The organism is Yoonia sp. R2-816 (assembly GCF_046762905.1).
GTDB lineage: Bacteria > Pseudomonadota > Alphaproteobacteria > Rhodobacterales > Rhodobacteraceae > Yoonia.
The window spans coordinates 175,457-199,424 of record NZ_JBKQXN010000329.1; the positions used below are offsets into that span (position 1 = coordinate 175,457).

The window sequence follows — 23,968 nt, forward strand, 5'->3', positions numbered from 1 at the left end:
AGGCGTATTTGAAGCCCATGTTTACAGTTGCCGCCCTCTATCACTTCACCCGATTTGACGATCCCGCCGCTTTGCGTGATCCGCTTTTAGGCCTTTGTAAATCAAAGGGAATTCACGGGACTCTGCTGTTGGCGCAGGAAGGCATCAACGGAACGATTGCAGGTGATCGCACCGGGATCGATGCGGTGATCGCCCATATCCGCGCCCTGCCCAGCTGCGCCGATCTGGAGTGGAAGGAAAGCACGGCGGCGACGCCCCCGTTTCACCGCATGAAGGTCCGGCTGAAAAAGGAAATCGTGACGATGGGTCAGCCGGATGTCGACCCTGTGGCGCGGGTGGGAAATTATGTTGATCCGGCGGAGTGGAACGACTTGATTAGCGCGCCGGATGTGGCGGTCATTGATACACGCAATGACTATGAGGTGGCGATTGGCACGTTTGACGGGGCGATTGACCCGCAGACCAAGAGCTTCGGGGAGTTTCCCGCCTGGTGGGAGGCCAACAAGCACCGGTTCCATAACAAGCGCATTGCGATGTTCTGCACTGGTGGAATTCGGTGCGAAAAATCAACGAATTATCTGATGGGCCAAGGGGTTGAGGATGTGTATCACCTCAAAGGTGGCATCCTGAAATACCTCGAAGAGGTGCCCGAAACCGAGAGCAAATGGGACGGCGAATGCTTTGTCTTTGATGCGCGGGTCAGTGTCGGGCATGGGTTAGAGGAAGGGCCGCATATCCTGTGTCATGCCTGTCGGCGACCCTTGCGACCGGAGGACCGGGAACATCCGGCTTTTGAGGAAGGCGTGGCGTGTCATCAATGCGTGGATGAGACTTCGGTGGACGATAAGGCCCGGTTTCGTGAACGGCAGAAGCAGATCGCTTTGGCAAGGGAACGCGGTACGCATCACATCGGCGGCCTTTGACAGGGAGGAGGTATGCTGTTTGCTGGAAAAAATCATTGCTATAAGCGGGTTGGCCGCACTACACGATGTTGCGACTCTCGTGTTCGGGGGTAAAAACCGCAGCAACGGGATTTCGTGTTTTGACCGAAGAATTTACGGCCGCCGATAAGCGAAGACTTGAAAAAGCGATGCGGGCACAGCGGGTCGTTGCGGACAAGGGCGCGCTGTTTGATCGGCCAATCCCGGACGAGTTGCTGACGCCCTACGTGCTGAAAGACGGTGAGACTTCAAATAGGCGCGAGATCCAGCGCAAATACGCACAGCGGCCTCAGAATATCCACAGATGCTGGAACCGTTTTTCGCTTTATTTGCCTGAGCTTATGTACCATGACGCCCCCCAACGGGTATTTGAGATGTCGACGGGACATGGGGGAATGCTGGAGGTCGCCCGGTACTTTGGTCACGAAGTTCTTGGCAATGATTTCGCCAATATGGTGAGCGATAGTCCTGCCGATAGTTCGGCTACGCATCGCCGTGCGAATGATGAGAATTTCAGCCGTTCCGTTGATGATTACGGTATTCCCATACCGCAAGATGGTGCAGCAAAAGACTGGCCTTATCGGCGTATTATCGAAGCGATTGACATGCCTATCACGCTGTTCGATGCAGGCAAAATCCCTTATCCACTTGATGATAAGTCGCAGGATGTGGTCATTTGCATGCAGGCGATTGAGCATTACTGCCATCCTGATGATTGGATGCTGATCGTCGATGAGTTTTGCCGGATTGCGACCAAAACAATTGTTGTCCTGCTCAACCCGCTGTTCCCACGGTTCAAGACCGACCCGGATTACGTGGCATCTTTTCATGCGTTTCGGGCCGGGATGCAGAATTATCGTAAGAACGGTTTCACAACGACATCCTGTCACATCCATTGGGCCGAGCCGCTGGGCTTCAAGCTGACCGCCAACTGATTAACGGCGCGTGCGGTGTTGGATGGACCATGGCCGCGGGTTTTCGACGAATCATGTGTTAACGCTGCTACTGCAGGCCAAATCGCCCGGTCGGCATCGCGTCGGACTTGCGTCGGCAAAACGTCGGACCCCAACGCGCGGTGGGGGTGGGTTAAGTGTGCGTGCGCAGGTGTCTGTTAACGATTGATCAAGATACTGACCGGCCTGCGTGATCAGACCGGTTTCTCATAGACGGAAATATGGAACGTGCTGTCGGCGGTGAATGCTGATCTGTCCCAGTTGCCCCACCGATGCTTCAGACGCAAACCGGCCAAGCGCGCCATCAGGTTAATCTCTGCCGGGTAGGCGTATCGCAACGGTAACGGCACGAGTTTGGTACCGGCTTCAGTGATCCGGATGCGTTGAAAGTCAAAGTTTTGGTTGATCGGGTCATGCTGCACGGCCTCGAGCCAGACAGATTGCGCATCGACCCGTTTGGTTTTTACGCGCTGGTTTTCCGTGAAACCGGTAAAATTCGGCACAAATGCTTCGATCAGAAAGGTGCCACCGGGGTTGAGCCGTTTGGCTGTGTTGGCAAAACAGCGGACCTGATCGTCTTGGGTTTGCAGATTGAACAACGTGTTGAAGACCAGAAAGACGTGATCGAACGTCCCTGAGATATCGACATCGGCAAAGTCACCGATCTTAACCGGTATTTTGTCGCCCCCTGGTTTGTCGCGCAATTTAGCAACCATGTCAGGTGATCCGTCGATGCCGGAGATGTCGCACCCGCCCTTTGCAAGCGGCAGCGCGATCCGGCCAGTTCCTATGGCCAGTTCCAGCACCCGGCCCGTGCCAACCATACTGGAGATCAAAGCGACGGTTTCGTCTGTCGTTCCCGGATCATGGAGTTCGTCGTAATCATCGGCGTTCAGTTCGCCAAATGTAGCCGGTTCGAAGTTATCCATCTTCAATGCTCCTGCATCTCCCGACTGGCGTAGCACTCCGGATTGGGGGCTGCAATTGACCGTCCTACGTACCATCGCCATAGAGGTTTGCATGTTCCCGCGAGAAGATCCAAGACCGCTGACTGGAGGCAACGTAACTAGTGGCGTTGTCCGGATAGGTGATACCGTTCGTCGTCCTGTTGGCCCGCATGCATCTGCGGTCCACGACCTAATGAGTCATTTGGATCGTAACGGATTCATCCAAGCGCCAAAATACCTCGGGCTGGATGATCAAGGCCGCGAGGTGCTGTCTTATATCCCGGGCGCTGCGACTTTTCCGGATGATATGTGGTCAGGTGATGGTGCCTTGATTGGCGCCGCGACTATGTTGCGTCGGATGCACGATGCGACCGAGGGTTTTGGCGGCGGAGGTCGGTCATGGGCGTTTTGCCATCCCGACGCCGACCAGCACCAGGTGATCTGCCATAATGATTTTGCGCCTTACAACCTGATCTGGCGGGGCGGGCTGCCAGTGGGTGTGATTGACTTTGATCTTGCGGGTCCCGGCCCGCGGCTGCGCGATCTGGCATATCTCGCCTATTGGATGGTGCCGCTTTCATTTGCGGCGCCTGATATGGTCCATTGGTCCCGTGCGGATGCGGCGGTGGACCATCGCAGGTTACGGCTGATCTGTGACAGCTATGGCGCGCCCTGTGATCCAGCGCTGCTGGACATGGTGTCGGAGGTGCTGCATCACATGGCTAGCCCAGATGCGGCGGCTGACATGATTGGCCCGGAGGCGGCGAAGAGGTTGGCGGATGACGGGCATTTCAGACATTGGCAGCGCGAAGCGACAACATTTGATGCGCACCGGCCTACGCTGCTTTGACGGGGCGCTTTATGGTTGAGGCCAGACCGCAGATTTTAGCGCTGATCCTTGGGTTGATCTGCGGAATTGTAGCCTATTTTGCGGGCTTGCCGCTGCCATGGATGTTGGGCCCGATGATCGGAAACACCGTCGCGGCGATGATGAAGGCGCCGGTTGTGGCCCCGGCCCGGCTGCGCCCCTTTGTGATCCCGGTGATCGGGGTGATGTTGGGCTCTGCCATCACGGCAGAACTGCTGGGTCAGTTGGGATCATGGCTTTTGACGCTGGTTTTGCTGCCCGTCTTTCTGGCCTGCGCGGCGGCGTTTTCCTATTTTATCTATCGCCGCGTGGGTGGTTATGATCCGGTGACCGCCTATTTTGCGGCCATGCCGGGTGGGCTGAATGAAATGCTGATCGTGGGTAGCGAGGCCGGTGGTGATGAGCGCCGGATCGCGCTGGCCCATGCCGCGCGCATCCTGGTTGTGATCGTGTTTGTGGCGTTGTTCTTTGGGTTGGTTCTGGGTGTGTCCGGCGGCAGTACGGCTGCGTCGAACTGGGTGGACCTGACTGCGCTGAGCGTCAGTGATTATGTGATCCTTGCCGCCTGTGCGGTTGCAGGTGCGTGGCTGGGCCGCATGGCCCATTTGCCTGCCGCCCCGGTCTTTGGTCCGATGATCCTGAGCGGTGTGGCCCATGTGGCGGGCTGGGTCACCGTGCCGCCGCCGAGCCTGTTTGTCATTGCCGCACAGGTTACGATGGGAACGATTATCGGCACACGGTTTGCGGGGGCGACCATCGCAGAGGTGCGCCGTGATCTGAGCCTTGCTGCGGTCGCATCGGTGGGGATGCTTGTGATCACTCTCGCCTTTGCCGAAGTATTGGTATGGATCAGTGGCCTGCCATTGGCGCAGGCGTTTCTGGCTTACTCCCCCGGTGGTCTGACGGAAATGTCGCTGCTGACGCTCGCGATGGATCAGGATGTGGCCTATGTGTCGGTCATGCATGTGATCCGGATCACCATGGTGATTGGAATGGCGCCGCTGGTGTTCAGGTGGCTGCGGCGTTGATCAGAAATCCAGGTTTTCGACGTTGAGCGCATTGGTCTGGATGAATTCCCGCCGGGGTTCGACCACATCGCCCATCAGCTTGGTGAACAGATCATCGGCTTCGGCCAGATCTTCGACCTTGACCTGCAAGAGCGTCCGCGCATCGGGGTCCAGCGTGGTTTCCCATAGCTGGTCGGGGTTCATTTCGCCCAGACCCTTGTAGCGTTGCAGGGACAGCCCCTTTTCGCCCTCTTCCAGAATGGCCTTGAACAGGTCGAGCGGCCCATGGATTACTTGGCTGCGGTCCTTGCGTACCAGTGTTGCGGGCAGGTTATAGACGTCCTGCAGGCTTTGCGTGAACGTGCCTGTGCGCCGTGCCTCGCCTGACCGCAGCATTGGGCCGTCGAGCGTGCGCACCTCTTCCACGCCGCGCAGCATCCGTGCCAGCCGCATGCCCTTGTCTTGTGTGATCCGGCCCTGCCAGCCGCGTTCCCATTCGAGCGCGATCAGGTTGAGCCGTTCGGCCACCCGGTCTGCGGTCCCTTGCAGGTCGCTTTCCACGACGCCGGGCACGAAGGCCCCGGCGATGGCCGCCTGTTCGAGGATGTGCCGGGGGTAGTGGGTGGGGAAAGCTTCCAGCACTCGCTTGAGCTGCCGTGCCTCATCCACCACGCGGCGCAGGTCCGCGCCGGTGATTTCCTCACCATTGCCCTGGCGTAAGAGCGCGCCTTCGATGCCTTGTTCGATCAGGTATTCGTCCATGGCTGCCTGATCCTTGAGGTAGACCTCGGACTTGCCGCGCGCGACTTTGTAAAGCGGGGGTTGCGCGATGTAGAGATAGCCGCCTTCGATCAGTTCGGGCATCTGCCGGAAGAAGAAGGTGAGCAGCAGGGTCCGGATGTGGGCCCCGTCGACATCGGCGTCGGTCATGATGATGACCTTGTGATAGCGCAGCTTGTCGATATTGAATTCGTCACGCCCGATGCCGGTGCCGAGTGCCATCACGAGGTTGCCGATTTCCTGGCTCGACAGCATCCGGTCGAAACGCGCGCGTTCGACGTTCAGGATTTTCCCCTTGAGCGGCAGGATGGCCTGGGTTTGCCGGTCGCGGCCAGTTTGGGCAGAGCCGCCGGCGCTGTCACCCTCGACAAGGAAAACCTCGGTCTTGGAGGGGTCCTTTTCTGAGCAATCTTTCAGTTTCGAGGCGTTGAAGTTGACATCCATCGCCGATTTGCGCCGGATTTCGCGGGCCTTGCGCGCGGCTTCGCGGGCGGCGGCGGCTTCGACGATTTTGGTGATGATCGCCCGTGCCTCGGCTGGGTTTTCCTCGAACCACTCGCTCAGTTTTTCGTTCATCAGGCTTTCGACGGCGGGCCGTACTTCTGAGCTGACGAGCTTGTCCTTGGTCTGGCTGGAGAATTTGGGGTCGGGGACCTTGACCGATAACACGCATGTCAGACCCTCGCGGGCGTCATCGCCTGTCAGCGACACCTTTTCCTTTTTGGTGATCCCGGTTTCGGTTGCATATTTGGCGATGGCACGCGTCAGCGCACCGCGGAAGCCCGCCATATGCGTGCCGCCGTCCCGCTGGGGAATGTTATTGGTGAAGGGCAGCACCATTTCGTTGTAGCTGTCGTTCCACCACATCGCGACCTCAACCCCGATATCGTCGCGTTCGCCAGCCACATAGATCGGGGCGTCCATCAGGGGGGTCTTGGACCGGTCGAGATATTTGACGAATTCCTTGACGCCGCCTTCGTAGAACAGTTCGGTCTTGAGCGGTTCGGCAGGCCGCAGGTCTTCGAGGATGATCCGCACGCCGGAGTTCAGGAAAGCCAGTTCGCGCAGCCGCTTTTCCAGTATGTAGAAGTCATAGTCGCGGTTGCTAAACGTGTCGGTGGAGGCGAGGAATGTAACCTCGGTTCCCTTGCGCCCATTGGCGGGACCTTCGACGCGCAGATGTTCGGTTGTGAACCCGCCTTCGAACCGGGCGTAGTGTTCCTTGCCGTCGCGCCAGATGCGCAGTTCGAGGAAATCCGACAGGGCGTTGACCACGGACACACCCACACCGTGCAGACCGCCGGAGACCTTGTAGGAATTGCTGTCGAATTTCCCGCCAGCATGCAGTTGGGTCATGATGACTTCGGCTGCCGACACGCCCTCTTCTTCGTGGATGCCGACCGGAATGCCGCGCCCGTTATCGCCTACGGTGACGGGCCCATCGGTATTGATTTTGACGTAAACATGGTCCGCGTGGCCGGCCAAAGCCTCATCAATTCCGTTATCCACGACCTCGTACACCATGTGGTGCAGGCCAGAGCCATCATCGGTGTCCCCGATATACATGCCGGGGCGTTTGCGAACTGCCTCTAACCCTTTGAGAACTTTGATGGAATCGGCGCCGTATTCTTCTGGATTATTATTCTCGTCGGCCATGTCACTTGTCCCATGTCTTTACCCGCAAAATATATGCGTTTTGGACGGTATTGTCACGCAATTGGCACAATATTTTGTGGTTTCAAGTCAATGACTTGGTCAGCTCGATATGCAGCTGATTTGCCTGCGTTTCCAGTGCAACAAGCGGTGGCTTGTCAGGGCTGTCTGCGAGGGCTTCGCGGGTCTGTTTGAGTGCGGTGTTGATGATCTGGAAAATGATTGGATCAGGGGCTTCTCCGACCGCTTTTTCGGCCCGCGCGATCTTGAGCGTGATCAGCGATTGGATGGCGGCTGCCTCTGCCGCGCTGAGGCCTGCGCCGTCGCAGAGGCGGGTCATGTCCATCGGTGGCATCTGGTGGTCGTTCAGGTGCATCCAGCGCAAGGCAAGCGCGGGTCGCAGCGCATAGAACAGCCGTTTGAGCCGCACACGCCCGTCCTCCGAATGGGTGCGTTTTTCGTGCTGTTCGGCCAGCGACAGGTAATGCCACATCATAGGGCGTGGCTGCATGGCCTGTTTGCAGAAATCGGTGATCCGCGCATGGGCGTCCGGAACGGATTGATAGATGATCGGCGATTGCAGCCATTCGCCCAGCACAGCGTTGCCTTTCAACGCGAGGCCAAGCGCCTTGTCCAACTGCCAGCCGGAGATATCGAGCAGGTCGTCAATCGGCCGTTCAACGACATCCCGTTTCTTTCCAAGGGTGAGGAACCAGTCCACGGGGCGGGCATAGATGAAACGCACGTCATAGTCGCTGTCTGGCGAATGAAACCCCCAGGCCCGCGAACCGGATTCGATGGCGAGGAGGATGGTGATCCCTTCCTCCGCCGCGATTTGATCAAGGCGCGCCAGAATGGTTTGACGCATTTTGGTGGAGACAGCTTCGGTCATGAGCCTGCCTTAGCAGTTCTTCTGTCAGGCGGCCATTGCGCCGATGGAGGTGACCTGTTGTTTCCATTTCTGCACCATGTCGTCAGTGGCGTCGCTGGCGCCTGAAAAATAGGTGTAGCGCGTTGGTCTGATGCCGACGAAGCCGAGGATTTGTTTGTTGAGCTGATGCAGGATAGCGCGCTTGTAGATCAGTCTTTCGAACCAGAGCGGTGTATCGGATGTCAGGATCACACGCGCTGTTTTTCCCGTCAGCATCGGGGTGGGCATGCCCATGCGGGTCTTGATCTTTGTGTTGAAGGCCCGGCCCGGCACGAAGGCCCGGTCGAAGAGGCCTTTCAGTTTTGCCGGCAGGCCACCCCACCACATTGGCGTGGTCAGCACAAAGTGGTTTGCCCAATCAAGATCTTCCATGAACATCTCAAGCGGGAGTTCCAGCGGTTTGAATTTGGAGTAATTTCCCTGCCCGAAATCCACGTCGAATTGCATGTCTGGCAGGTGATGGATGCGGATTTCGGCCCCGGCCTGTTCGGCCGCCTGCGCATAGTGATCCGCGAATTGCCGCGAGAGCGAGGTTTCACCGGGGTGTCCGTTGAGGATGAGGATGCGTTTCTGTGTCATATCGATTTCCTTAAATTGACCATGGTCACTTTAGTAATACCTAAAAATGACCGCGGTCAATTATTAAATTTGACCGCGGTCAAAAAAACTGCGAAATTGCTGCTCATGGAAACACGTGCCCCCCAGAAACGCCGCCTTGAGACGCGGCAAAAGCTGATTGATGCTGCGACAGAGATTATCGCAGACCGTGGATATGCGGGGTTGCGGGTCGAGGACGTCGTGGCGCGTGCGCGTGTTGCGAAGGGTACGTTTTTTTCCCATTTCGACGACAAGGATCGCCTGATGGCTCTGCTGATCGGGCAAGAGCTGGAACGTATCCTGGCCGACATTGCGGCTGGCCCACCCCCGCCCACGATCGGCGATTTTGCCACCCGGCTGGCGCCGCTGATGGAGTATATGGCCCAGGATCGGGTAGTTTTTGACGTCGTTCTGCGGTTTTCCGGCGCGGCCGCGATTGAAACGACCGAGCTGATATCACTGAATTTTTTGCATCAGGTTGAGCTGTTTACAGCATGGATCAGGGCGTTGCAGGGGACAGTCGTACGCACGGATGTAGATGCGATGTTATTGGCGGAAGGTGTGCATGCTTTCGTCATTCAGGCGATGGCGCTGAAATTCTGTGCCCTGCACAACACCAACCAGTCCCATGAAAGATTGGCCCCTTATCTGGAGCCGTGGCTTGCGCCGCCTAAATCTGCAGATGAATCGTGATCGTCATTCGGGCGGCAACGTCAGGCTGCCATCTTCGTTCAATGGCCAGAACGGGTTATGGGCGACTTCCCAGACATGGCCATCCGGATCAGCATAGTAGCCGGAATAGCCACCCCAGAAGACCTTTTCCGGTGCTTTCAGTGGGGTGGCCCCCGCTGCAATAGCGGCTGTATAGGCTGCGTCCACCTCGTTTTCGGTGTTGAAGTTCTGAGCCAGTGTCATGGCGCCGGTGCCGAGTTTCGCGTCAGGGCGGCCCTGATCCTTGGCCAGTGGTCCAAGGCCGAAAAAGCCAAGAGCCATGCCGTTGATCTGGTAAAAGACGACCTCACCCGGCATTTCACGCGTTGGTGTCCAGCCGAGGGCGCCGTAGAACGCCTTGGACCGGTCCAGATCGGTCACGCCTAAGGTGATGAGCGTCACGCGTTGTGGGGTCATGGGCTGTCCTTTCGTGTGACGGTTGATGCGCCGTTCGTGTCGGTGACTTCTGCATATTGCGCCCGGTCGCCGAGTTCATCGAACAATTCTGGCCCCGTGCCAGTCATGAATGCCTGCGCGCCGAGGCTGCAGATTTCGTCATAAAGGGCGGCGCGCCGGGTCGCGTCAAGGTGGGCGGCAACCTCGTCCAGCAACAGGATAGGCGGTGCCCCGAAATCGCGGGCCAATGCGCGCCCGTTGGCAAGGATCAGGCTGATCAGCAGCGCCTTTTGTTCGCCGGTGGAGCAGTCTTTGGCGGCGACACCCTTGTCCGCGAACACGGTGTGCAGGTCGGCCCGGTGTGGCCCGATCAGCGTACGCCCTGCGGCCATGTCGCGTGTGCGATTTTCGGCAAAGGCTGTTGTCAGGGCCTCCGCGTTGTCGGGCGCGTCGCAGGCGGGGTCGGGGTGGATCAGGTCGAGCAGTCCGGTGGGGAACGCGGTTTGGGCTTCGCCTTGGGCCTGGGTCAGAAGCAGGATGGCGTCGTTGCGATTGCGGTGGATGGTGGCACCTGCCTCTGCCATTTGCGCCTCCAACGCGGTGTACCAATGTGGGTCGCGCACCATGTCCTTGAGCAGGCGGTTGCGCTCGCGCATGGCTTTTTCGTAGGTCAGAACAGCCTCGGCATGGGTGGGTTCAAAGCTGAGCGTGGCGCGGTCGAGGAAACGCCTGCGCCCATCCGCCCCTTCGATCCAGAGCCGGTCCATCGACGGCACCAGCCACAGGATGCGGGCAATGCGCCCGAGCGCTACCTGAGGTGCAGCTTTGCCATCAATGCGGAGCTGGCGCGGGCTGCCGGCCTCTGCCCATGTCTCGATCTCGTGGGTTTGGTGCAGCGATTGCAGCTGGGCGGTGACCTTCCAGCCCAGCGCCTCGGGCTTGCGCGTCAGGTCATCGGCCGCAGCGCGGCGCAGGCCACGACCGGGTGACAGGAGCGAAATCGCTTCGAGGAGGTTGGTTTTGCCAGCGCCATTGGGGCCGTAGATCGCCATCGGACGCGGGTCGAGATCCAGCACTGCCCGCTTATGCGACCGGAAATGCGAGAGCGTCAGTTGCGACAGGGCGAGACCGGTCACGGGGCGGTGAAAGGATTTTCCGGAAAATCCTTGTCCCAAAATTTTTCGAGAAAAATTTTACGCCTCGTCACACGCGCATCGGCATAACGACATAGACGGCGCTGGTGTCATTGCCTTCGCGCATCAACGTCGGGTCGCCGGAGGAGTTGAACATGAATACCGCGTTTTCACGATCTACCTGGCTTGCGATCTCAAGCAGGTATTTGGCATTAAAGCCGATTTCCAACCGTTCGTCGCTATACGCCACTGCCAGTTCTTCCTCGGCAGCACCGCTATCCGGTGCGTTGACGGACAGGATCAGCCGGTCCTCATCCAGCGCCAGTTTCACGGCGCGCGACCGTTCGGAGGATACAGTTGCAACCCGGTCCACGGCCTTGGCGAATTCGCTGGCATCCACCTCGAGCTTGCGTGTGTTTCCCTGAGGGATCACGCGGGTGTAGTCGGGGAATGTGCCGTCGATCACCTTGGAGGTCAGGGTGATATCGGGTGTCGCAAAGCGGATCTTCGTTTCGGACACGGATACGGCGATTTGCATGTCGTCATCATCAAGCAGTTTGCGCAGCTCGCCCACCGTTTTGCGGGGGACAATCACGCCAGCCATATCTGCGGCCCCTTGGGGCAGATCGGCGTCGATCCGGGCGAGCCGGTGTCCATCCGTCGCCACACAGCGTAGGACCTTGCCGCCATCGCTGTCGGCCACATGCAAGTAGACGCCGTTAAGGTAGTACCGGGTTTCCTCGGTCGAGATGGCGAATTTGGATTTGTCGAACAGGCGGCGCAGGGTCGGCGCGGGGGCTGAGAAATTGGCAGCGTATTCTGAGGACGCCATGACCGGAAAATCCTCTTTCGGGAGCGTCGCCAGTGAAAAGTTTGAACGGCCCGCTTCGATTGTCAGCCGACCAGATGCGCTGTCTTCGGTCAGGGTCACAAGCGCCCCGTCGGGAAGCTTGCGCACAATCTCGTTCAGGGTGACGGCTGCGACGGTTGTGGCACCGGCGCGTTCGACTTTGGCGGGTGCCTTGTCGACCACTTCGATGTCCAGATCGGTGGCACGGAAATGGACATCATCCCCTTCGGCTTCGATCAGCACATTGGCCAGGATCGGGATGGTGTTGCGGCGTTCGACAACGGATTGTGCCTGCGCGACTGCCTTTAGCAAGACCCCGCGTTCAATGCTGAATTTCATGTCCCATGCTCCGCATATCTTGGTGGCCGGGGCCGCCGGGACGCAAAATGTACTGCAATTCTCCGGTGGCTCAAGCGGTTTTTTCGACTGTCCGTTACTGTTGCGACAGGGTCAAGCCCTGTGCGCCTGCAAAGGATGTCAGGCGGTGCCTTTGAGACTCACTCAGCGGAATGGACGGGTCAGGAAAAGCCGGATGACGATCCAAGGATATGCCATGCGGCTGTACCCCAGAAAGAACCGTACCATTTCGCGGGACGCGCTGGGGCCGCGCGGATCGGTGTAGCTGCCAAGGGAACGACCCCCTGACCAGGCATGCCCTAATCCCCTTACAAGCCAGTATTCGGCATGGGCGTGTTCGTCGACCGGCGCAATCAGATATCGGTGGCACCACCGCCATCCCGACAGCAGCCTGCGGCGTCTGACAGGCGCCCCTGGGGCAAAGGCGATCCTGTCGCCATTGGCTGGCGCCACGGTGCTGTCCGCGTCACCCTGAAAGATAATCGCAGGCGTGGGACCCGGCCCGATTTCACCTTCGTCGCCATTTTCCATCGCCCGGAACGCGCCCTGCACCGTCTGGGCTGCGCCTGCGGGCACGCCCGCATGGATGCCGATACCGGCAATCCGATCTGAATAGGCCCGCCCCATAATCGCCGTCAGCGCACCACCTGCCGACAGACCGGCAACAAAGACGGTATCTGGGATAATGTCATGCGCTTCGGCGACATCATCAACCATGCGCATGATCGCGGCCGGTTCGCCGGATTGGTCCTGATTACGCCTGTCAAACCAGTTCCAGCACCGGTTCATGTTTGCGGATAGATTTTGCTGTGGATAAATGACGATGAAACCGTGACGGTTGGCCAGCCGGTTCATGTCTGTTCCCGTGGCGAAATCCTGTGCAGTTTGCGTGCAGCCATGCAGCATGACAATGATCGCCGGTTTGCGGGCCAGACGCCGCGGCAGGTAAAGTTTATAGGACAGATGGCTGAAAGCCGTTGAGACTGTCCCCTCTTGCAAGGGGTGTTCGACGGCGAATTGCCGTGTTGCCGACCCGCCCCACAGGCGCCGTATCGCTATTCGTCCTGGCATGGCCATTTGCCGCTCCGGTTTTTGGCCCTCCCGGATGAAAGCTGTTCATGAACCGGGATCGAGGTCCAGTGGAAACCGGGGGCGTTTGACCACCCTTGCCGAAATTCGCCGATCTCGTTGATCTGGTCGGCAGGATTGCCGCTTTTTGAGGCGGCGCGCTATTCTTCTAGCGCGCGCCGCAGCAGTTCCAGATCATCTGCAATCTGGCTATCGGTCGCCTTCAACTCTTCAATCCGGCGGACGCCATGCATGACGGTGGTGTGGTCACGGCCGCCGAAACGGCGCCCGATTTCCGGCAAGGACCGGCTGGTCATGTGCTTGGCCAGATACATCGCCATCTGCCGGGGCCGCGCATAGTTGCGTACGCGCTTGGGGCCGATCATGTCGGACAGGCGGATATTGTAGTGTTCGGATACCTTGCGCTGGATTTCCTCGACCGTGACCTTGCGGTCGGACGCCTTGAGGACATCAGACAGGCAATCCTGGGTTAGCTCCAGCGTGATTTCGCGGCCCACAAGGGACGCGAATGCGAACAGACGGGTCAGCGCACCTTCGAGCACGCGGACATTGGTGGAAATGCGATGGGCGAGGAATTCCAGCACGCCGGGCGCGATCACCAGATCGGGATATTGTGCGGCATAGACTTCGACCTTGGACTGCAGAACGCCAAGGCGCAGTTCATAGTCAGTGGGATGCAGGTCAACCACCAGGCCGCATTGCAAGCGGGATTTGATCCGCTCTTCGAGGTCCTTGATTTCTCCCGGGGCGCGGTCGGCGGAAATGATGATTTGTTTCTGGCCGTCCACGAGGGCGTTGAACGTGTGAAAGAATTCTTCCTGTGTGCTGTCCTTGCCGCCGATGAATTGCACATCGTCCACCATCAGCACATCGACCGAGCGGAACAGTTGTTTGAAATCCATCATCTTGCGTTCGCGCAGGGCGGTGATGAAGCGGTACATGAACTGTTCGGCAGACAGATAGAGCACGTTCAGTTCCGGTGAGCGCTGTTTGAGTTCGTGGGCGATGGCATGCATCAGGTGGGTTTTCCCCAGGCCGACGCCGCCATAAAGGAAAAGCGGATTGAATGTGACAGGGCCACCTTCGGCGACGCGGCGGGCGGCAGCATGGGCCAGTTCGTTCGGTTTGCCGACAACGAAGGTGTCAAAGGTAAAGCGGGCATCAAGCGGCGAGCCGGACACCTCGTCGGATGAGGCGACTTTGCGGATGGCGGGTTTGTTTGCGGGTTTGGCGCGGGATTGTGACGGGACGCTGAACTGCAGTCGCTGCACGTCTTCGCCGTGCTTGTTCAATTGATAGATGATCTGGTCACCAAAATTCTGCGACACGTAATTGCCGATGAAATTGGTCGGGACATTGAAGGTCGCCACTCCACCAGTCAGTTGCGCAAATTCCAACGGCTCTATCCAGTTAGAGTAGTTGTTTGCCCCCAAGGCACCTTCCAATGCGTTCAGTACCTTCGCCCAGATATCGTTGGTCATCTTGTCCCTTTGTTCTACTTGTACACGCCGTTTCACCAAAAACAGGGTCTGCGCCCTTTACATGCACGATACAAAGCGCCGGGCAAAAACAACTGCACGCCCGGGCTATGCGCGGGCGGATTGCCTTTCACCAAATCCATAGGCCTTGGCACCGAAATGCGTGAAGCCGACCACGCAAATTGGTGCCTTGCGGCAGAATCAGGCACATGAACAGCAGCCATCGCCAGAGAGCAGACCCCGGCAACCGCGCAGACACAAACTGGTTTGGTTTCACAGCTAAGCTATGATGACCGCCACCATTTTTGCATGAAGTTCAACAAGCTAAACAACATCATTCCACACACGAAACGCGTGTTGGATGTCTGTCGTTCGGTGCCGATCTTCTTCATGTCCCCCCGGAACGATGTGAATCGCAGCGCCAAGCTAGCAAGGGGTTTGGGGCCGCTTCAACAGAACATCGTGCTTGACTCTGCGATTGATCAAAAAGAATCTCTGACCTCTTTAAAATGCCGCCAAATCACGGCACGCGGGCAACAGAAAAATAAAAAGCGCGCCCGGTCTGGACGCGCTTTGAATCAGTTCATTTTGTGTGTTTCGGCCAGATTCTGCCGAATTATCCCAGCGATTTGACCCGCGATGACAGGCGCGACATCTTCCGCGCTGCGGTGTTTTGGTGAAAGACGCCCTTGGTGACGCCGCGCATCAGTTCTGGCTGTGCGGCGCGCAGCGCATCTGTCGCAGCTTTCTGATCGCCAGAGGCAATCGCCTCTTCCACGGCGCGCAGATAGGTGCGGATCCGCGAGCGGCGCATTTTGTTGACTTGAAAGCGGGCTTCGTTCTGGCGCGCGCGCTTTTTGGACTGAGGCGAATTTGCCATGTGTCGGTTCCTTTGCTTCGACCCATCTGTCGGGTCAATATCATTCCAATAGCGCAATAAGCCCGACCGGGTTCAGAACCGGTGATTCTGGCCAAAGCGGGCCTCTCGCGCATGTATGTCGCGGCTCTTAGGTCAAAAGGCGCTGCAATGCAACGCCAGTTTGATCCGCCTCAGTACCCGCGTTTCGAAAACGCGGCGTAAAGTTCTGCGATTTCTTCCATCTTGTGCATCTTAGCATTCAGCCGCTGGAACAACTCAGCGCGTAGTTCGGCGTCGGCTTCACCAGCTTTCACTGTCTCAAGATAGCCCGTAATCACATCCCAATCACCACCGACGGTGGCCAGATGTGCCGCGATCTCGGGTGTGGGGGGCGGGTTGATCCCGACCTCTGGCATCCCGTTCGACATGGCGTTCATGGCAAAGGCGAACTGTTGCACTGTCTTGTCGAGGTCAGCGACCAGCGCGTCATTGCCGTCACCTGACCAGATGCGGCAGGCCTCGTAGGAAATGCGTTGGGTCATCATCGCCTGACGTCCCGCCACTTCCAGCAGCATCACGTCGGACTGCATCAGTTCAACAGGGTTGGCATATTCGCCCTCAAGTTCACTGAGCAGATGGGATGTCTTTTCGAGCATGACATCGGTGGAGTCATAAACTGTCATGGCCGAGGCCGCATCGGATGGATCGTTGAGAACCGCGATAGCGGCATCGCGGATGGGCTCCCAAGATGAAATCAGCGCTTCGATTTCGACCGCAGTCCTGCGCCGTTCTTCGCCACCGACGATCCCCATGTCGGCGTTTCCGTTCAGCAATGCGTCGGCCACGGCATCAAACTTTGCCGTTCCGCTGGTCAACAATGCGATGCTGCCTTCAACATCAATTCCGTTATGCAGGTGGCAGACCGAAGACGGGATTTCCTGCGACAGCGTGCGCAGAAGATCACCAGCCACGATCCGATTTGCGGCGCCGGAGTCTTCCAGGAATTGGATTTGTTCAATCAGGACAGGCCGACCATCTGCGTCGATCATCGCTTTTTGGGTTTGAATTGTTGCTTCTGCAGCGACATGCATTGGCAGTGCAGCGGCCAAGGCAAAGGTAACGGTCGTCAAGGACAGGTCGGTGAACGGCAAAGAAATCATTAACACTAGTCTCCGGTTTGCGAACATCCGGGTCCCGACCACCACCCCGACGCAACATAAAAAGAGGGCCCAAGGGGCCCGGTTCATCCTTAGGAAATAGCTTGACGCCCGATTGGGGCAAGATCATGAAAAAACTGAGCCAAATCGTCGGGAAACGAGTGAATTGCCCGAATTGCTTAACGGTCGCGGAATTGCGCCTCGCGTTTTTCGACGAAGGCGGCCATGCCTTCGGATTGATCTTCTGTCGCAAAGAGAGACTGGAAAAGGCGACGTTCGTAGTTCAACCCCTCGGCCAGCGTTGTCTCATAGGCGCGGTCGACGGCGTCCTTGGCGGCCATCACCGCGATCTGGGATTTTTCGGCAATTTTTTCGGCGGTGGCTTTGGCCTCGCTCAAAAGTTTCTTGGCGGGGACGACCCGGCTGACCAGCCCGCTGCGCTCTGCCTCTTCGGCGTCCATGAAGCGGCCCGTGAGATGCATGTCCATTGATTTGGATTTGCCCACATAGCGGGTCAGGCGCTGGGTGCCGCCAATACCAGCGATGACGCCCAGATTGATTTCCGGTTGCCCGAATTTGGCATTGTCGGCTGCGATGATAAAATCGCACATCATCGCCAGTTCACAGCCGCCACCCAAGGCATAGCCTGCCACGGCGGCGATGATTGGTTTGCGGGTCCTGTTGAAGCGGTCGGTTTCGTTTTCGAAGAACCGGCTGGTATACATCTCGACAAAGGATTTGTCGGACATTTCGCTGATGTCGGCCCCGGCCGCGAACGCCTTTTCCGACCCGGTGATCACGATGCAGCGGACCTTGTCGCTGGCGTCGGCCTCTTCCAGTGCGGTGCAGAGTTCTTTGAGCAGTGCGGAGTTCAGCGCATTTCTGACATCCGGCCTGTTGAGAGTGATGGTCGCGACATAATCGCTGATATCCACGATGATATTCTCAAATGCCATGCTGCTGTCCTTGTTGCCGCTGGTCAGACCTTAGTGCTTATCAAAGCGTGGACGCGGATCAAGCTATCTTTGGCATTGCGGACAGAAGAAAGATGAGCGTCCGGATTGGACGATTCGGCTGATTTTCTTTCCGCATTCGGGGGTTATGCATGGTTCACCCTCGCGGTCATAGACCTGAAATCCATGTTGGAAATAGCCCAGTTCCCCATCGGCTTGCCGGTAGTCGCGCAAGGATGACCCGCCTGCGGCGATCGCTTCGGACAGAACATCGCGGATCAGTGGCACCAGCGTGGCGACCCGTTTTGCGCTGATTTGTCCCGCCTTGCGTTTGGGGTGGATGCCGGCCCGGAACAGCACCTCGCACACATAAATATTGCCGAGGCCAGCCACAATGCGCTGATCCAGAAGGGCGGATTTGATTGGGGTGTTTCGCCCGTGCAGACGCGCAATGAGGTATGTTTCATTGAAGGCGTTTCCGAGCGGTTCAGGACCCAGATCGCGGATCAACCAGTGATCTTCCTGTGTGGCGGTTGGCATCAGATCCATCGCGCCGAACCGACGAGCATCGTTGAAGGTGATCCGTGTGCCGGTGTCCATATGCAAGACGACATGATCATGTTTGGCCGGCGCTGGGTGTTCGTGGTGAAAATCGCCCAGCATGTGCCCGGAAATCAGCATGCGTCCCGACATGCCCAGATGGATCAACAGCGTTTCACCGCTATCCAGATCGGCCAGAATATACTTTGACCGCCGCCGCAGACCTGTGACCCGCTTGCCGGTCAACCGATCGGCCATGTGATCGGGAAAGGGCCAGCGCAGGTCGGGCCGGTTGATATCCGCGCGTGCGATGACCTGCCCTTCCATGACGGGGGCGAGGCCTGCCTTGACGGTTTCAACTTCGGGGAGTTCGGGCATCTGGTTTTGTCTGTGCTGCGGTCTGCCCTTGCATATGCGACAATGATGCGAAGACCCACAAGGTTTTTTCCGGTGCATCACCCCGTGGCAGATTGACAGTTTGTCTATCTGCCTAACTGCGTATAACTGCTTGTGAAACTGATGCGCGCGGAAGGCGGATATGACCGAGAAGCCAGAAAATACGACCCATTTCGGGTTCGAAACCGTTCAGGAGGATGAAAAGGCGGGGCGCGTGCAAGGTGTCTTTTCATCCGTGGCCAGCAAATACGACATCATGAATGACGTGATGTCGGGGGGCATTCATCGTATCTGGAAGGACGCGATGATGGATTGGCTGGCGCCGCGTCCGGGCCAGAAGCTGCTGGATGTGGCGGGCGGGACTGGCGATATCTCATTCAGGTTTCTGAAACGGGCGGGCCGCGGCCATGCGACCGTGCTGGACCTCACCGAACCGATGCTGGTCGAAGGGCGCAAGCGGGCCGAGGCCGCGCGTATGTCCGACAGTCTGGACTGGGTGGTGGGCGACGCGATGGCGCTGCCTTTTCAGGCGAACAGTTTTGACGTCTACACGATCAGCTTCGGTATCAGGAATGTCACCCGACCGCAGGATGCTCTGGCCGAGGCATACCGCGTGCTGAAACCCGGTGGCCGCCTGATGGTTTTGGAGTTTTCGCAATTGCCCAACTCGATGATGCAGGCAGCCTATGACGCCTATTCATTCAATGTCATTCCCCGGATGGGGCAGGTGATTGCAGGTGATCGCGACAGTTATCAGTATCTGGTCGAATCGATCCGCAAGTTCCCCGATCAGGAGACGTTTTTGGGGATGGTCCGGGATGCCGGTTTCGGGAATGCAAAGTTCCGCAATCTGACCATGGGCGTTGCCGCGTTGCATTCGGGTTGGAAACTGTAACTTGCGCGGTCCCCACAACATCATTCGGCTGATCCGGACAGGTGCCACGCTGGAACGCACGGGCGCAATGAAAGTCGTTCTTGATGCGTTTGATGCCGGGCCGCTTTTGCGGATCACGTTCCGCGCGCTTGTCTGGCCGTTCCGTTGGTTGGGATATCAGGGTGATATAGCCATGCCACCTGCGCCGCGTGCGCTGACGGCCCTTGGGCCGGCCTATATCAAGTTTGGTCAGCTTCTTTCGACCCGGCCCGATGTGGTGGGTGATGAGCTGGCGGTTCAGTTGCGGGTGCTGCAGGACAAGCTGCCGCCATTTTCAATGAAAGAGGCAAAGATCCAGATCCAGCGCGAGCTGGGGTTGTCGTTTGATCAGCTGTTCACATCGTTTTCCGAACCTGTCGCGGCGGCATCGCTGGCGCAGGTTCATAAGGCGCATCTGGCTGACACGGGCGAAGCGGTCGCTGTCAAGATCCTGCGCCCGGGCATCGAAAGGGCGTTTCGTAAGGACATCGATGCCTTTTATTTTGCGGCCCGCGCCATCGAGGTGTTGTCACCCGCCTCGCGCCGGTTGCGCCCAATGGAGGTGATCACCCATTTCGAAGGGGTGGTCATGGGTGAGCTGGATTTGCGCCTGGAAAGCGCCGCCGCCGCGGAATTTGCCGCCAATACCGAAGGCGATGCGGGTTTTCAGGTGCCGCAGATCCGATGGCATCTGTCCAGTCGGCGGGTGATGACGCTGGACTGGGCCGAGGGTACCAATATCGGGATCAACGATGCGCTGGATGCGGCTGGACATGACCGGCGCGCGCTGGCCACCCGCGTGCTGCAGCTGTTTTTGAACCACGCCCTGCGGGACGGCTATTTTCATGGCGATATGCATCAGGGCAATCTGAAGGTCGCGGCGAACGGAGATATCATCGCCTATGATTTCGGGATCATGGGCCGGATTGATGAATACACCCGCCGCGTCTATGCCGAAATCCTGTTCGGGTTCATCCGCAAGGATTACAACCGCGTCGCCGAGGTGCATTTTGAGGCTGGCTATGTGCCCGCCGACCGTGACGTTGATGAATTTGCGCGGGCCTTGCGGGCGGTGGGTGAGCCCATTTTCGGTATGGATGCCAGCCGCATTTCGATGGCCCGTTTGCTAACCTATCTGTTCGAGGTGACAGAAAGGTTCGGGATGGAAACCCGCACGGAATTGATCCTGCTTCAGCGCACCATGGTCGTTGTTGAGGGGGTCGCGCGATCGCTGGACCCGCATATGAATATCTGGCAGGTTGCGAAGCCTGTTGTCGAAGACTACATCAAGGAAAGTATCGGCCCCAAGGCGCTGCTGCGTGATCTGGCGAAAACCGCGCAAGTTCTGGCCCGGTTTGGCCCGCGCCTGCCACGCCTGGCCGAAGATGCGTTGATCCGCCTGAACAATCCGCCGCCAGAGCCGAAACCCCAGCGTCGGATTGCACGCTTGTCCTGGATGGCGCTGGGTGGTGTGCTTGTGGGCGGTGCCTGGATCATCACCTTGCTTTAGATGCGCCTATGCCGACGGGTCACGCAGTGCCGTGACATCGCCACTCGCAACTTCTGCGCCGCCTTCAAGGATCAGCATGGTCTGCCCATCGTGATTGCGCACTTCGGTCACGCGGCTATAAATCTCAACCGGGGTTTGGGCGATGACCTCGTTGTTCGAGATGCTTGCAACCTCGAATGAATACAGGCCGAGCGGATAGGGGAAACCACCTGGTGCCACGCCAGCCCACTGAACAGGATCGGAAGTGACAGGGATGTCGAAGCGCTGAACCTCTGTTCCGTTTTCGTTGCGCACGATCACCTCGGCCCGGTCGGCGATGGCGGACGGGTTGGGCGTGATCGTGATGGGATCCCCATCGAAATAGGCTGGCGCTGGCGCCCGCGCCTCTTTCCCGACCCAGTTTGCCATGCCTGCAAGGCTGCTGGTGTTCATTTGTGCGGTCAGGGATTTGAGCAGGTCATTGGTAAGAACCGCCTGTTCAACGCCCGAGAATGTCGCGAGTTGGACCGCATAATCCGACGAATCGACCGGGTTCAGCGGGTCCTGATTTTGCATCTGAACGGTCAGCATCCGCAGAAAAGTGTCAAAATCAGAGCTGATTTGCCCGCTCGATTCCGAGGCTGGCGGAATGGTCGCGGTCGTATTCGGGTTGGTGATCTGTCCAATTTCCATGATTAATCCTTAGAGGCGCAGGTCGAGCCCGCTTTGCATTGTGTGTTTAGGGTGAGATGGCGGGTCTTCTACGGTCTTGCCATCAAGGGATGCTGATTTCGCGCTGGGCTTTTCCGATTTGTCCTCAGGCTCTGCCTGGCTGTCATCCGCGAATGAGAAGGCAATGTCGTCATATCCCAGCGATTTGAATTCTTGCGCCAACACATCGATATGGCGGCGCATCAGGTCAGCGGTTTCCGGTCGTTCGGCCAGGACTGCCAGTGTGATCGCGCCGTCAACCGCCACGATGCTGAGCCGGACGCGCCCGAGTTCCTTCGGGCTTAACGCGATCTCTGTCGTTTGTCCTGGCTGGGCGCTGATCGCGACCGCCATCTGATGCGCCACATGGCGCGCCGTTTCAGCGCCGGCCGTAATCGGGCTGGCGGTTGGCGTCTGCAGTATGGATGCCCCGCGTTTGGTCAGTGGCAGCAATGATGCGGTTTCTGTTGGTATTTCAGCCCGCCCCCGGCTTTGCAGGTCAAATAGCGGGGCCGCGATGGCCGGGGTCGTATTGCCTCCGATCCAATAGCTGATGTTGGATGCCGGTCCGGTGGTGGTTGCGTTGCGTATCTCTGCTGGTGGCGGTTCGATACGACGCCGGGGAGCTTCAACATCTTTCTGGATGGGCAAAGGCAGAACAGGCGCTTGATCAATCGGCAGGGCCGCAGCTTGAGCTTTCTTGTCGGCAGTTGGACCGGGCTGTGCGACCGGTGTCACTGCGGGAGTCGGCACCTGTGCTGCAGGAGTGGCCAGCCGGCCATTTGTCATCTTTTCAGCCGGGATTGCCGGTTTTGTAGCGTTTTCTTGCGGTAGCAGACCCTCCAACACCGTCTGAGAGACGGTGACCTGGCGCGGCTCTGTCCGGTCGGGTGTTAGCGGTTTTGTCTCAATCGGCTGTTCGACGTCAGTTGATGGCGCAAGGCCGGTTGGCGCCGGGGCAGGCGTGCGGTCCATCATAAAGCTGTCGCCCTTATCTACCGGTTCATTTGGCGGTGCTGCCGGCCCTGGTCCGTAGGCAACAAGGATTGGATCAATCGGAGTGTCACGCTCCTCAACCGTCGGATCGGGTACTGGCACGTCTGTGTCTGTGGGCGCGGGAGTTACCAGATCATCCTGTTGGATGAGCAACTCCTGATCCTCGGGCGCTGTAATCGGCAGCTTGATCACTGCGGTTTTTGCCGGGTTGGTTGCAGCCAGCAGGGAAAAAACATCCGCAAATGCAGTGTCTTCCGCAGTTGTAGCTGCATCCGGCGTGATGGCGACGCCATTTTGCGGCGCGGCCCCCGTATCGGTTGGCAAGAAAGGTATCATCGGTTCTCCGACAGAATCTGGTTGGGTTTTCTTTTCGCCGAAAAAACTTACTGATTCTTTACGGCTGCTTGGCAAAAGGATTGGCGATCAAGACACGGAGAATCCGAATGACAACGATCCCTGTACTGCCGGCCCCGCGCGGCGCGCCACAATTGCCGGACTATATTCAATCAGATGTGAAGCTGCGCGAAGCGGCCCAAAAGCTTGAGGCGACATTTCTTGCTGAGATGCTGAAATCAGCCGGTGTCGGTGCCCCGCGTGACACCTTTGGTGGCGGCGCGGGCGAGGATCAGTTCGCGTCTTTTCTGCGCGAGGCGCAGGCCGAAGAAATGGTTGCCGCCGGTGGTATTGGACTTGCCGAAGCGCTTTTCAACGCGATGAAAGTGCGGTTGGATGCGTGATCAGGTCGTCAATCAGGTGTTGGACCTGCTGGATACGGAACGACAGGCACTGCGGACCGGCGATTTTGATGCCCTGAGCCCACTTCTTGAGGCCAAAACGCAGTTGTTCGAACGGTTGCGGGTTGCGACGCCAGGGCGGCGCGACCTTGAGGTCATTCAGCAGAAACTGTCTGAAAACCAGTCGCTGCTATCGGCGGCTATGCAAGGAATTGGTGCTGCGCGCTCCCGTTTATCGGCGCTTCAAAACGTACGCGAAAACCTGAGCACTTATGATCACAACGGGCAGATGGCAAAGCTGCCCACCGCACGCCCCGCCATGACGAAGAAGGCGTAATTTGGATCAAATTGACGCTATTTGTCTGGCGGGCCTTAAGAACTTGTTCAGGCAGAAATGTTCAATCTACAGGCATCGCCACAAAGGCTGAACCGCCCTGAAATAGCGGCGGTGACCCGTCAGAATGACGTTTCAACCCACGACAAAGCGCGTGGATTTCCGAACCAACCCGGCGCAAAGCGCCTTCTTCAA

General features: G+C 58.2%; 25 protein-coding genes. 10 read left to right on the forward strand and 15 right to left on the reverse strand.

The features are described from left to right. Positions 1-17 precede the first annotated feature (17 nt). Together ACFWW2_RS24640 and ACFWW2_RS24645 are read left to right on the forward strand one after the other, a co-directional pair. Positions 18-923 (forward strand): rhodanese-related sulfurtransferase, encoded by a 906-nt coding sequence (locus tag ACFWW2_RS24640; RefSeq protein WP_393932925.1) that lies wholly within the window; start codon positions 18-20, stop codon positions 921-923. 167 nt (positions 924-1,090) lie between these two features. Further along, positions 1,091-1,876, forward strand: a complete 786-nt coding sequence (locus tag ACFWW2_RS24645; protein ID WP_393932927.1) for a class I SAM-dependent methyltransferase — start codon at positions 1,091-1,093, stop codon at positions 1,874-1,876. Positions 1,877-2,088: 212 nt separating this feature from the next. Here the strand turns inward: ACFWW2_RS24645 and ACFWW2_RS24650 are convergent, their stop codons facing one another. Continuing rightward, on the reverse strand, positions 2,089-2,823 hold the full coding sequence (locus ACFWW2_RS24650; RefSeq protein ID WP_393932929.1) for a class I SAM-dependent methyltransferase: 735 nt from the start codon (positions 2,821-2,823) through the stop codon (positions 2,089-2,091). 220 nt (positions 2,824-3,043) lie between these two features. Between ACFWW2_RS24650 and ACFWW2_RS24655 the strand changes: the two genes are divergently transcribed. Together ACFWW2_RS24655 and ACFWW2_RS24660 are read left to right on the forward strand one after the other, a co-directional pair. Then, positions 3,044-3,691: an aminoglycoside phosphotransferase family protein gene (locus tag ACFWW2_RS24655; RefSeq protein WP_393932931.1), complete on the forward strand. Its 648-nt coding sequence runs from the start codon at positions 3,044-3,046 to the stop codon at positions 3,689-3,691. A gap of 11 nt (positions 3,692-3,702) precedes the next feature. Next, positions 3,703-4,737, forward strand: a complete 1,035-nt coding sequence (locus ACFWW2_RS24660) for an AbrB family transcriptional regulator (RefSeq protein ID WP_393932933.1) — start codon at positions 3,703-3,705, stop codon at positions 4,735-4,737. On the opposite strand, the gene gyrB is transcribed toward ACFWW2_RS24660, so the two are convergent. The 3 genes from gyrB to ACFWW2_RS24675 form a co-directional block, all read right to left on the reverse strand. After that, positions 4,738-7,152 (reverse strand): DNA topoisomerase (ATP-hydrolyzing) subunit B, encoded by a 2,415-nt coding sequence (gyrB, locus tag ACFWW2_RS24665; RefSeq protein WP_393932935.1) that lies wholly within the window; start codon positions 7,150-7,152, stop codon positions 4,738-4,740. It lies immediately after the preceding gene. Positions 7,153-7,234: 82 nt separating this feature from the next. Then, positions 7,235-8,041, reverse strand: a complete 807-nt coding sequence (locus ACFWW2_RS24670) for a DNA polymerase beta superfamily protein (RefSeq protein WP_393932937.1) — start codon at positions 8,039-8,041, stop codon at positions 7,235-7,237. A gap of 24 nt (positions 8,042-8,065) precedes the next feature. Further along, the gene (locus ACFWW2_RS24675; RefSeq protein ID WP_393932939.1) at positions 8,066-8,659 is read right to left on the reverse strand and encodes an NAD(P)H-dependent oxidoreductase; all 594 of its coding nucleotides are present in this window, start codon (positions 8,657-8,659) and stop codon (positions 8,066-8,068) included. Positions 8,660-8,764: 105 nt separating this feature from the next. On the opposite strand from ACFWW2_RS24675, the gene ACFWW2_RS24680 reads away from it, so the two are divergent. Next, positions 8,765-9,370 carry a TetR/AcrR family transcriptional regulator gene (locus ACFWW2_RS24680; protein WP_393932941.1) on the forward strand — a complete coding sequence of 202 codons (606 nt, stop codon included), beginning with the start codon at positions 8,765-8,767 and terminating at the stop codon, positions 9,368-9,370. 3 nt (positions 9,371-9,373) lie between these two features. On the opposite strand, the gene ACFWW2_RS24685 is transcribed toward ACFWW2_RS24680, so the two are convergent. The 5 genes from ACFWW2_RS24685 to dnaA form a co-directional block, all read right to left on the reverse strand. After that, a complete protein-coding gene (locus tag ACFWW2_RS24685) occupies positions 9,374-9,805 on the reverse strand; it encodes a VOC family protein (protein WP_393932943.1) in 432 nt (143 codons plus the stop codon). Then, positions 9,802-10,920: a DNA replication/repair protein RecF gene (gene recF, locus ACFWW2_RS24690; protein ID WP_393932945.1), complete on the reverse strand. Its 1,119-nt coding sequence runs from the start codon at positions 10,918-10,920 to the stop codon at positions 9,802-9,804. The genes ACFWW2_RS24685 and recF overlap by 4 nt, the downstream gene beginning before the upstream one ends. A gap of 67 nt (positions 10,921-10,987) precedes the next feature. Next, positions 10,988-12,106, reverse strand: coding sequence for a DNA polymerase III subunit beta (gene dnaN / locus ACFWW2_RS24695; protein ID WP_393932948.1), 1,119 nt, complete (start codon positions 12,104-12,106; stop codon positions 10,988-10,990). A gap of 162 nt (positions 12,107-12,268) precedes the next feature. Next, a complete protein-coding gene (locus ACFWW2_RS24700; RefSeq protein WP_393932950.1) occupies positions 12,269-13,195 on the reverse strand; it encodes an alpha/beta hydrolase family esterase in 927 nt (308 codons plus the stop codon). A 158-nt stretch (positions 13,196-13,353) separates the two neighbouring features. Then, a complete protein-coding gene (gene dnaA / locus ACFWW2_RS24705) occupies positions 13,354-14,694 on the reverse strand; it encodes a chromosomal replication initiator protein DnaA (protein WP_393932952.1) in 1,341 nt (446 codons plus the stop codon). A 306-nt stretch (positions 14,695-15,000) separates the two neighbouring features. Between dnaA and ACFWW2_RS24710 the strand changes: the two genes are divergently transcribed. Beyond that, positions 15,001-15,324 carry a hypothetical protein gene (locus tag ACFWW2_RS24710; protein ID WP_393932954.1) on the forward strand — a complete coding sequence of 108 codons (324 nt, stop codon included), beginning with the start codon at positions 15,001-15,003 and terminating at the stop codon, positions 15,322-15,324. Here ACFWW2_RS24710 and rpsT read toward each other — a convergent pair. The 4 genes from rpsT to mutM form a co-directional block, all read right to left on the reverse strand. Continuing rightward, entirely contained in the window at positions 15,308-15,571 is a 264-nt protein-coding gene (gene rpsT / locus ACFWW2_RS24715) for a 30S ribosomal protein S20 (protein WP_393932956.1), read from the reverse strand. The two genes, ACFWW2_RS24710 and rpsT, sit on opposite strands and share 17 nt — an antisense overlap. A 170-nt stretch (positions 15,572-15,741) precedes the next feature. Next, entirely contained in the window at positions 15,742-16,710 is a 969-nt protein-coding gene (locus tag ACFWW2_RS24720; protein WP_393932958.1) for a type IV pili methyl-accepting chemotaxis transducer N-terminal domain-containing protein, read from the reverse strand. 176 nt (positions 16,711-16,886) lie between these two features. Beyond that, positions 16,887-17,663, reverse strand: a complete 777-nt coding sequence (locus ACFWW2_RS24725) for an enoyl-CoA hydratase (protein ID WP_393932960.1) — start codon at positions 17,661-17,663, stop codon at positions 16,887-16,889. A 63-nt stretch (positions 17,664-17,726) separates the two neighbouring features. Beyond that, positions 17,727-18,578, reverse strand: coding sequence for a bifunctional DNA-formamidopyrimidine glycosylase/DNA-(apurinic or apyrimidinic site) lyase (gene mutM, locus ACFWW2_RS24730; protein ID WP_393932962.1), 852 nt, complete (start codon positions 18,576-18,578; stop codon positions 17,727-17,729). 160 nt (positions 18,579-18,738) lie between these two features. Here mutM and ubiE point away from each other — a divergent pair, with 160 nt between their 5' ends. Together ubiE and ubiB are read left to right on the forward strand one after the other, a co-directional pair. Continuing rightward, positions 18,739-19,491 carry a bifunctional demethylmenaquinone methyltransferase/2-methoxy-6-polyprenyl-1,4-benzoquinol methylase UbiE gene (gene ubiE / locus ACFWW2_RS24735; RefSeq protein ID WP_393932964.1) on the forward strand — a complete coding sequence of 251 codons (753 nt, stop codon included), beginning with the start codon at positions 18,739-18,741 and terminating at the stop codon, positions 19,489-19,491. Position 19,492: 1 nt separating this feature from the next. Further along, a complete protein-coding gene (gene ubiB, locus ACFWW2_RS24740; protein ID WP_393932966.1) occupies positions 19,493-21,019 on the forward strand; it encodes a 2-polyprenylphenol 6-hydroxylase in 1,527 nt (508 codons plus the stop codon). Between the two features lie 6 nt (positions 21,020-21,025). On the opposite strand, the gene ACFWW2_RS24745 is transcribed toward ubiB, so the two are convergent. Together ACFWW2_RS24745 and ACFWW2_RS24750 are read right to left on the reverse strand one after the other, a co-directional pair. Then, positions 21,026-21,691 carry a flagellar hook capping FlgD N-terminal domain-containing protein gene (locus tag ACFWW2_RS24745; RefSeq protein ID WP_393932968.1) on the reverse strand — a complete coding sequence of 222 codons (666 nt, stop codon included), beginning with the start codon at positions 21,689-21,691 and terminating at the stop codon, positions 21,026-21,028. Between the two features lie 9 nt (positions 21,692-21,700). Next, entirely contained in the window at positions 21,701-23,041 is a 1,341-nt protein-coding gene (locus ACFWW2_RS24750; protein WP_393932970.1) for a flagellar hook-length control protein FliK, read from the reverse strand. 107 nt (positions 23,042-23,148) lie between these two features. Here ACFWW2_RS24750 and ACFWW2_RS24755 point away from each other — a divergent pair, with 107 nt between their 5' ends. Next, positions 23,149-23,442 (forward strand): rod-binding protein, encoded by a 294-nt coding sequence (locus tag ACFWW2_RS24755; protein WP_393932972.1) that lies wholly within the window; start codon positions 23,149-23,151, stop codon positions 23,440-23,442. Continuing rightward, positions 23,435-23,776 (forward strand): flagellar protein FlgN, encoded by a 342-nt coding sequence (locus ACFWW2_RS24760; protein ID WP_393932974.1) that lies wholly within the window; start codon positions 23,435-23,437, stop codon positions 23,774-23,776. Before ACFWW2_RS24755 ends, ACFWW2_RS24760 begins: the two co-directional genes overlap by 8 nt. Positions 23,777-23,968 lie beyond the last annotated feature (192 nt).